Source organism: Leucobacter soli, from assembly GCF_042659205.1.
Classification (GTDB): Bacteria; Actinomycetota; Actinomycetes; order Actinomycetales; family Microbacteriaceae; genus Leucobacter; species Leucobacter soli.
In genome coordinates this window covers 1-6,435 of the sequence record NZ_JBHSRW010000126.1, presented here as the reverse complement: position 1 = coordinate 6,435, position 6,435 = coordinate 1, and the positions used below count along the sequence as shown (strand labels likewise).

Annotated in this window: 6 protein-coding genes; 4 read left to right on the top strand and 2 right to left on the bottom strand. The window is 70.6% G+C overall.

Translation table 11 applies throughout. The annotated features are described in order from the left end of the window. Nucleotides 1–258 (top strand): NAD(P)-dependent oxidoreductase (locus tag ACFPZL_RS08620; RefSeq protein ID WP_382335110.1); only part of this gene is annotated, 258 nt, incomplete at its 5' end. Here the strand turns inward: ACFPZL_RS08620 and ACFPZL_RS08615 are convergent. Continuing rightward, complete coding sequence (locus ACFPZL_RS08615; RefSeq protein WP_236021959.1) at nt 185–1,450, bottom strand: AI-2E family transporter; 1,266 nt, start codon at nt 1,448–1,450, stop codon at nt 185–187. The genes ACFPZL_RS08620 and ACFPZL_RS08615 overlap by 74 nt on opposite strands. 115 nt (nt 1,451–1,565) lie before the next feature. Here ACFPZL_RS08615 and ACFPZL_RS08610 point away from each other — a divergent pair, with 115 nt between their 5' ends. Beyond that, on the top strand, nt 1,566–2,528 hold the full coding sequence (locus ACFPZL_RS08610; RefSeq protein ID WP_382335108.1) for a quinone oxidoreductase family protein: 963 nt from the start codon (nt 1,566–1,568) through the stop codon (nt 2,526–2,528). 242 nt (nt 2,529–2,770) lie between these two features. On the opposite strand, the gene ACFPZL_RS08605 is transcribed toward ACFPZL_RS08610, so the two are convergent. Next, nucleotides 2,771–3,538, bottom strand: a complete 768-nt coding sequence (locus ACFPZL_RS08605; RefSeq protein ID WP_218114548.1) for a nitroreductase family protein — start codon at nt 3,536–3,538, stop codon at nt 2,771–2,773. A 297-nt stretch (nt 3,539–3,835) separates the two neighbouring features. Here ACFPZL_RS08605 and ACFPZL_RS08600 point away from each other — a divergent pair, with 297 nt between their 5' ends. Together ACFPZL_RS08600 and ACFPZL_RS08595 are read left to right on the top strand one after the other, a co-directional pair. Further along, nucleotides 3,836–5,221, top strand: coding sequence for a glycine--tRNA ligase (locus ACFPZL_RS08600; protein ID WP_382332801.1), 1,386 nt, complete (start codon nt 3,836–3,838; stop codon nt 5,219–5,221). A gap of 21 nt (nt 5,222–5,242) precedes the next feature. Continuing rightward, the gene (locus ACFPZL_RS08595; RefSeq protein WP_218114550.1) at nt 5,243–6,364 is read left to right on the top strand and encodes a CPBP family intramembrane glutamic endopeptidase; all 1,122 of its coding nucleotides are present in this window, start codon (nt 5,243–5,245) and stop codon (nt 6,362–6,364) included. Nucleotides 6,365–6,435: the final 71 nt, after the last annotated feature.

Sequence of the window (6,435 nt, the reverse complement as noted above, 5' to 3'; positions counted from 1 at the left end):
GGGCCGGTGGTAGACACCGACGCGCTCGTCGCCGAGCTGCGGACGGGGCGGCTGCGCGCCGCTCTCGACGTCACCGACCCCGAGCCGCTGCCCGCCGATCACGAGCTGTGGGACTGCCCGAACCTGCTGATCACCCCGCACGTCGGCGGCGACTCGAGCGCGATGCTGCCGCGTATCAGCGCGCTCATCCTGCGTCAGATCGAGCGGATGCGCGCCGGGCTGCCGCCCGAGAATCTGATCGAGCTGCCGCGCGCCTGATCGCATTGCCGCGCGCCCGAGCCCCGTCCGTCGACGTGCCGTCGCCGTTCGGCGCGGCGGAGGTGTCCCCCGAGAGCCAGCGCAGCCAGCGCGCGCCGGGGTCGCCCTCGAGCACGAGCGCGCGCACCAGCAGCGTGAGCGGGATGGAGAGGATCGCGCCGAGCGGGCCGATCACGAACGTCCAGAACAGCACCGAGAAGAAGCTCAGCGTCAGGCTGAGACTGACCGCGTCGCTCACGAATTTCGGCTGGATCAGCACCTGCAGCAGCACGTTCGCGACGCAGTAGACCGCGATCACGCCGAGCATCAGCGGCCAGCCGCCGACGACGAGCGCGAGCAGCGCGGGCGGGACGAGGCCGAGCACGAAGCCGATGTTCGGCACGAAGTTGGTGACGAACGAGAGGATCGCCCAGACGAGCGGGGCGGGCACTCCCATCCACCACAGCGCCAACCCGTCGACCACCGCGACGAGCAGGCCGAAGGCGGCGTTGACGACGTAGTAGCGGCGGACTCCGCTGTTGAAGCGCGTGATGCGCTCCATCGCCGGGTGCGCGGCCGGGCCGAAGGCGGACTCCGCTCGGCCGTACCTCGCGGCATCCGCCGCCATGAAGATCACGTAGGCGAAGATGAAGAAGAGCGCCGTGAGCACGATCAGCACGCCGTTGCCGAGCGACGTCACGAAGCCGAGGATCGCCGAGGGCGTGAGCACGCCGGTCAGCCCGTCCGAGAGGCGGTAGTCGAGGCCGAGCCCGGTGAGCCAGGCGAGCACGTCGTCGGCGGTGGCTCGCAGGTCCCCGGCGTAGGTGATGACCAGTTGCGTGAACTCCATGCCGGCGAAGCCGAGGAGCAGCGCCATGACGAGCAGCACCGCCCACGCGACGGCGATCACGGCGGTGGTCGCGAGCCAGCGCGGCAGGCCCCAGCGTTCGAGCGGGTGGCGCAACGGGTGGCAGATGATGACGATGACCGCGGCGAGCGCCAGAGGTCCGAAGAGCTCGCGGGCGGCCGAGATGCCGGCCAGAGCGACCACGGCCGCGGCGAGTCCGAGCAGGATGCGCAGCATCGGCGTCGTGGCTGCGGCTGCGGCAGGCGTTGCAGAGTCGGGAGCTGCGGAGCCGGGAGCTGCGGCGGGTGCAGCCGGTGCGGCCGAGCCATCGGTTCGCGGCCGTGTCGGATCGCCTTCGGGGTCCATCTGTTCAGCGTAGTGGCATCGCGCCGTCGGAGTCCGTCATCTTTCGCCTATCGCCCGCGGGGAGGGTGCACAATCGAAGGGCAGGAGTGCGGACGCGGAGACCAGGGAGGCAGACATGCGCGCGATCATGGCGGAACAGGCCGGCGAACCGGAGGTGCTCGTGGTGCGGGAGGCGCCCGATCCGCAGCCGGGCCCGGGCGAGCTGCTGGTCGACGCCGCCGCCATCGGAGTCAACTTCATCGAGATCTACCAGCGCAGCGGGGTGTACCCGGTGGACTACCCGTTCACGCCGGGCGCGGAGGCCTCGGGCACGGTCGCCGCCGTCGGCGCGGGCGTCGACGGGTTCGCAGTCGGGGACCGGATCGCGACGGCGGGCGCGACGGGAACCTATGCCGAGCGCTTCGTCGTGGCGGCGGAGCAGGCCGCGCACGTGCCGAGCGGCGTCGACCTCGAGCTCGCCGGCGCACTGCCGCTGCAGGGCTGCACCGCCCACTACCTCGCGACCTCCGCCGCGACACCGCAGGCGGGCGATACGGTGCTCGTGCACGCGGGCGCCGGCGGGGTCGGCCTGCTGCTCACCCAGCTGCTCGTCGCCCGCGGAGTGCGGGTGCTCACCACGGCCTCGAGCGACGCCAAACGGAGGCTCAGCCTCGATGCCGGCGCCGCCGAGTCGTTCGACTACGAGGGCTTCGCCGATCGCGCTCGCGAGCTGACCGGCGGCGAGGGCGTCGTCGTCGTCTACGACGGGGTGGGCCGCGACACCTTCGACGCGTCGCTCGACGCGCTCCGCGTGCGCGGCGAGCTGGTGCTCTTCGGCGGGGCGAGCGGCCAGGTGCCGCCCTTCGACCTGCAGCGGTTGAACGCGGGCGGATCCCTGTCGATCACGCGACCCTCGCTCGGGCACTTCATGCGCACCCCCGAGGAGCGGGCGTGGCGCTACGGAGAACTCTTCGGGGCGCTCGCGGATGATTCGCTGCAGGTGCAAGTCGGAGCGCGCTTCGCGCTCGCCGACGCTGCGGACGCCCACCGCGCACTGGCAGGCCGCGGTACGACGGGCAAGCTGATCCTCATCCCCTAAGGCATGTCTGCGAAATCCTCGCCTACTGCGCGCACTCTGCCGAAGCGCCTTGCGGCGTTCTCGTCAGTCGACGATGCTTCCGGCATCGCCTCCCTCCTCGGCCTTGCAATACACTCCGGCAGAGTGCTGCTCGCAACGGCGAAGATTTAACAGACACGCCCCAGGGTCGCAACGGATCGGTCCCTGCCGGGTCGCCTTCCGCTGCCGAGAATCCCGCGCGATCCCGCAGGATCCTGCGCGGGCTATTCGGAGTGGAAGCCCTGCGCCCGCAGGGATTCGCGCATGGTGTGGCGGCCGTGCATGCCCTCGACCGTGCCGAGCCGTCCGCTCACGGCGCGCGCCCAGCTGCGGCTCTCGACGCCCTGCCCGGCGAAGTACTCGCGGTAGTTCTCCTCGTACTGCTCGGTCCCGTCCCGCCAGGCCTCGGGGTCGTAGGCCTCCCGATGCAGCACGGCCGAGAGCGGGAGCCGCGGCTTGAGGCCGGTGCCCTCGGCCGGATCGGGCACACCGAGCGCCATGCCGACGACGGGGAAGACGTTCTGCGGCAGCTCCAGCTCGGCGCTCACCGCGGCCGGATCGTTGCGGATGCCGCCGATGAAGAGGCCGCCGAGCCCCAGCGATTCGGCCGCGAGCAGCGCGTTCTGAGCGGCGATGCCGACGTCGACGGAACCGAGCACCGTGTTCTCGATCAGGCCGAGCGTCGCGGGTTCGGCCCCACGGGAACGGATCAGCTCGGCGTTGCGCGCGAAGTCGGCCAGCCAGACGAGCAGCACCGGCGCGTGCTCCACATAGTGATGGTCGCCGATCGCCTGCGAGATGCGTCGCTTGCGGTCGGCGTCGTGGATGGCGACGACCGTCCAGGCCTGCAGGTTCGACGAGGTCGAGGCGCGCTGCGCCGCGGAGACGATGCGTCCGAGCTGCGCGTCCGTCACCGGGACATCCAGGAACCTCCGCACCGAGCGGTGCGCGAGCTGCTGCTCGATCACGGGCGAGTCGATCCGATCCGACATGCGGGCTCCTGTCTGCGGGCTCTTCGCGTCTTTCGTGCGGGATGGTGCTCCCGGCAGCGAGCCTACCGCCCGGAATCCGACCGGCGCCGGCGCTCGCCGCACGGCGGACCCCGATGCCCGGCGACCCTCCAGCGCGGCTGAGTAGGATGGGAGGCCGTGCGCGGCGATCCGTCGCCGCGCCGCCGTACCGCTGGGCCGCTGCGCAGATCCGCGATCGCGCCGCGACCGTGCTGCACCACCGCGCCGCGGTACGGCAGTTCCCAAGATCCCCGCTTGCCCCTTGGAGTGAAACAGAACATGGCTGAACAGACCCGCCTCGACAAGGTCATCGCCCTCGCCCGCCACCGCGGTTTCGTCTTCCAGGCGGGTGAGATCTACGGCGGCTCGCGCTCGGCCTGGGACTACGGCCCCCTCGGCACGGCGCTCAAGGAGAACATCAAGCGCCAGTGGTGGAAGGCCATGGTGCAGCGCCGCGACGACGTCGTCGGCATCGACTCGAGCGTCATCCTGCCGAAGCAGGTCTGGGAGGCGTCGGGCCACGTCGAGGTCTTCAGCGATCCGCTCGTCGAGTGTCTGAGCTGCCATAAGCGCCAGCGCGAGGATCACCTCATCGAGGCGTTCGAGGAGAAGAAGGGTCGCGCACCCGAGGGCGGCCTCGCCGAGATCGTCTGCACGAACTGCGGCACGCGCGGCCAGTGGACCGAGCCGCGCGCCTTCTCGGGTCTGCTCAAGACGTTCCTCGGGCCCGTCGACGACGAGGCCGGGCTGCACTACCTGCGCCCCGAGACCGCGCAGGGCATCTTCGTGAACTTCGCGAACGTGCTGCAGTCGGCGCGCATGAAGCCCCCGTTCGGCATCGCGCAGATCGGCAAGAGCTTCCGCAACGAGATCACGCCGGGCAACTTCATCTTCCGCACCCGCGAGTTCGAGCAGATGGAGATGGAGTTCTTCGTCGAGCCCGGAACCGATGAGGAGTGGCAGGAGTACTGGATGAACGAGCGGATGTCGTGGTACATCGGGCTCGGCGTCGACCCCGCCAACCTGCGCTTCTACGAGCACCCGCAGGAGAAGCTCTCGCACTACTCGAAGCGCACCGCCGACATTGAGTACCGCTTCGGCTTCCAGGGCAGCGAGTGGGGCGAGCTCGAGGGCGTCGCGAACCGCACCGACTTCGATCTCTCGACCCACTCCAAGCACTCGGGGAAGGATCTCAGCTTCTTCGACCAGGCGAAGGACGAGCGCTACACGCCGTACGTGATCGAGCCGGCCGCCGGCCTCACCCGCTCGCTCATGGCGTTCCTGGTCGACGCCTACCGCGAGGAGCAGGTGCCGAACGCGAAGGGCGGCACCGACACCCGCACGGTGCTCGGCCTCGACCCCCGTCTCGCTCCGATCAAGGCGGCGATCCTGCCGCTCAGCCGCAACGAGCGGCTCTCCCCGCTGGCGAAGGAGATCGCCGCGGATCTGCGCGAGGACTGGAACATCGACTTCGACGACGCCGGCGCCATCGGCCGCCGTTACCGCCGGCAGGACGAGATCGGTACGCCGTTCTGCGTCACCGTCGACTTCGACTCGCTCGACGATGACGCGGTGACCGTGCGCGAGCGCGACACGATGCAGCAGGATCGGGTGCCGCGCGCCGAGCTGCACGCGTACCTGGCCGAGCGGCTCCGGGGCGCGTGAGCGCGCGGAAGGATCGAGAGCATGACGAATGAGGGTTCCGACCCGACCGTGAATCCGCAACCGCCGACCGACGGCGCTCCCGCACCCGATGCGGCCCCGACGCCCCAGTGGGCATGGGCGAAGCCGGTCCAGGAGCCGCAGTGGGTGGAGACCCCGCCGCTCGCCTACCATCAGCTCCTCCGCGGAGTGCCGCGCTACCGCTGGTGGAAGCCGCTGCTCGCGCTCCTGCTCGGGGTCCTCTACTACCTCACGCTCTCGGTGGCCTTCGGCCTGATCGTGATCTTCCCCTACCTCGCGTTCTCGGGCGCGGATCTCCTCGACCCCGACGCGATCCTCGAGCTGGCGCTGCCCGACACCCAGAAGCCGGTGTCGATGCTCTTGACGCTGGGTTCGGTGGCGCTCATGCTCCCGTCCGCACTGCTGGCGATGCTCAGCGTGGGCCTGACCCCGGCGAAGCGCCTGTGGTCGGTGGCCCTGCGCATCCGCTGGCGCTGGATCGGGCGCACCGTGCTGCCCGCCTTCGCGACGCTGTTCGTCATGAACTCGCTCGGCATCGTCTTCGAGCTCGCGCTCGCCGGCGGCGCGGTCGATGACGGCGAGTTCTCGATGCCGCACATCGACCCGACCGCGGCACTCTGGTCCGCGGGCATCGCCCTGCTGCTCGTCCCGGTGCAGGCCACTGCCGAGGAGCTGGTCTATCGGGGCATGTTCATGCAGACGCTCGGCGCCTGGCTCGGCGGCGTGCGTGGCGCGACCGCGTTCGCCGCGTTCCTGCGCGGCCCGTGGCTGGTGATCCTCGTGCCCGCGATCCTCTTCGGCTTCTCCCACATCTACGACATCTGGGGCTGGCTCATGGTGGTCGCCCTGGCGGTCGTCGCGGGCTGGCTGACCTGGCGCACCGGCGGGCTCGAAGCCGCGATCAGCATCCATGTCGTCAACAACCTCGTGGCGTTCGGCTTCATGACCGTCGGCTTCGGCGGGGAGACGGGCCAGACCGAGAGCGGCGGGGGGCCGGGATCGGCCCTGGGCGCGGTAATCGGACTGGCGCTCTACGCCTGGTGGGTCGATCGCGACTTCCGGCGGCGCGACGGCGTGCGCACGCGGATCGATCTGGTCGAGGCCCGCGGGGCCGCTGCGGCATGAGCGGGACGGGCGGGTCCACCGGAGGGGCTCTCGACGGGGTGGCCGACGGAGCCATCGATGCGCTCGTCGTC